Below are 1786 nucleotides of genomic sequence, written 5' to 3'. Positions count from 1 at the left end.
GATCTACTGCCCCAAAAGCGCAATATTGATTGCTCCATTTAGGTCTGCATCACCAATCCATCCGCAATGCCCACACTTGAACTTTTTTTCAGTCCTCAGCCCAATATGCAAGCAACAATGGCAGGTTTGACTGGTATAGGCAGGKGGTACAGCAACCACCTCAACTCCTTCCTTGATACCCTTGTATTCCGATGGAATCCCCTTCCTGAGCGCAGTGAAGGGAGGATGTCAACTGTTCACCACTACCAATTCGATAATGTGCCAGATGTGCTATCCCTCAGAGCAGCTTTTCAAGGCCATAGATCAGGCGTTTGAGATGGATAACTTTCCGAATGGCTAAGAGGACACCGGGCATATAGCATTGGCGATCGCTAGTATCGTGGCGGAGGGTATAGACTTGCCCTGCTGAGCCAAAAATCACCTCTTGGTGGGCAATTAACCCTGGGAGGCGCACACTGTGAATGCGAATATTGCCACTAGCGTGAGCACCACGAGCACCAGCCAGATGTTCCGTTTCCTCTACTTGGGCAGGGTTAAAGGGTTTACCTAGCTCTGCTAAGCGCTGAGCAGTTTGCACGGCTGTTCCACTGGGGGCATCCGCCTTTTGATTGTGGTGCAGTTCAATAATTTCCACATGATCAAAGTACTGACTAGCGCGAATAGCGGCCTCTTGCAGCAACACCATACCGATCGAAAAGTTGGGAGCAATCACCGCTCCCATCTCTGCTTTATCTGCAAACTCGGCAAGGTCAGCAATCTGGTCATGGCTGAGGCCGGTCGTCCCCACCACCGGATAAACGCCGTAGGCAATGGCCATGCGGACATTCTCATAAACTGCTTGGGGGTGGGTAAAGTCCACCATGACAACTGGCTGTTTTTCTTGGGCTGCGGCAACGCAAACCTCTTGGAGACTGCCGCTGAGGGGAACCTCCAGCGCCCCCACCCCCAGAACTTCGCCAACATCTTCACCGATGTGGTGCCGATCAACGGCTGCGTAGAGTTGAGTATCTGGGGCGTGCTGCACCGCCTTAACCACCTCGCGACCCATCTTGCCCAAGGCACCAACAACAATCACAGGGATTTGCATACTCATCCAAGACTCCGGCTTTAGCCCACTGCCTAGCTAGGATACCGCGATCGCTAGAGGATACAATAAACCCATAGACAGAATTTGGCTATTGACCCCAACGACTATGGTTGTTTTTTCCTTTCCAGAATTAGTTGACCGTTGTCAAACGTGGATTCCCAAACGACCGGGCTATGCTGTTTGCCCGCTGGATCATCACAATCCAGACTTGGCCTCCAGTCTCTATCGCATTGAGCCAGGACAGGCAAACTACCCTCACTACCACCACCGTGGGGATGATGTCTTTTTAATTGTGGCTGGGGTTGGCGAACTCATTACCTGTCCGATGACTCCSCCTGCCAATGCGGTGGCTGTAACTGCCTTAACTCGTACCCCTGTAGAAACAGGCTCCTACGTCCATGTGGATGCCCAATGCCTTCACTGGCTGCGCAATCTATCCGCAGATACTCCTCTTTATTACCTAAACATCGCACCGCTGTCTCACGAGGGCGATCGCGTAGATGTGACTATCGAAGGCTGGGCTTGACTTCTCCCCTCCTTGAAAGAGAGGGGATTCCCAAAGGATGCTACGCAACGGGCTGAAGCCGCGTTGCTTCGCTTTTCCCTTGAGCTGTCACCCACAACTTAATGCGGGTGGGGGCAGTCAAAGACCCCCTACTCACCTCAAGCATTTCTGCTATTGGGACTACGTTTATGTAT

At 52.2% G+C, this 1786-nt stretch carries 2 protein-coding genes and 1 pseudogene; 1 reads left to right on the top strand and 2 read right to left on the bottom strand.

Annotated features, from left to right (window positions below; translation table 11 throughout):
- Positions 1-3 precede the first annotated feature (3 nt).
- Positions 4-189, bottom strand: a pseudogene (locus L5470_RS13315) (zinc ribbon domain-containing protein); the annotation flags it as partial.
- A gap of 88 nt (positions 190-277) precedes the next feature.
- Complete coding sequence (dapB, locus tag L5470_RS13310; RefSeq protein WP_099798812.1) at positions 278-1093, bottom strand: 4-hydroxy-tetrahydrodipicolinate reductase; 816 nt, start codon at positions 1091-1093, stop codon at positions 278-280.
- 100 nt (positions 1094-1193) lie between these two features.
- On the opposite strand from dapB, the gene L5470_RS13305 reads away from it, so the two are divergent.
- Positions 1194-1613: a cupin domain-containing protein gene (locus tag L5470_RS13305; protein ID WP_448514333.1), complete on the top strand. Its 420-nt coding sequence runs from the start codon at positions 1194-1196 to the stop codon at positions 1611-1613.
- Positions 1614-1786 lie beyond the last annotated feature (173 nt).

The organism is Synechococcus sp. PCC 6717 (assembly GCF_022698185.1).
In the GTDB taxonomy this organism is placed as follows: domain Bacteria; phylum Cyanobacteriota; class Cyanobacteriia; order Thermosynechococcales; family Thermosynechococcaceae; genus Thermosynechococcus; species Thermosynechococcus lividus.
This window is presented reverse-complemented; position numbering and strand designations above follow the sequence as displayed.

Excerpts from the sequence above, each read along its gene's own strand:
- dapB (WP_099798812.1), bottom strand. The coding sequence starts at position 1,093 with ATGAGTATGCAAATCCCTGTGATTGTTGTTGGTGCCTTGGGCAAGATG.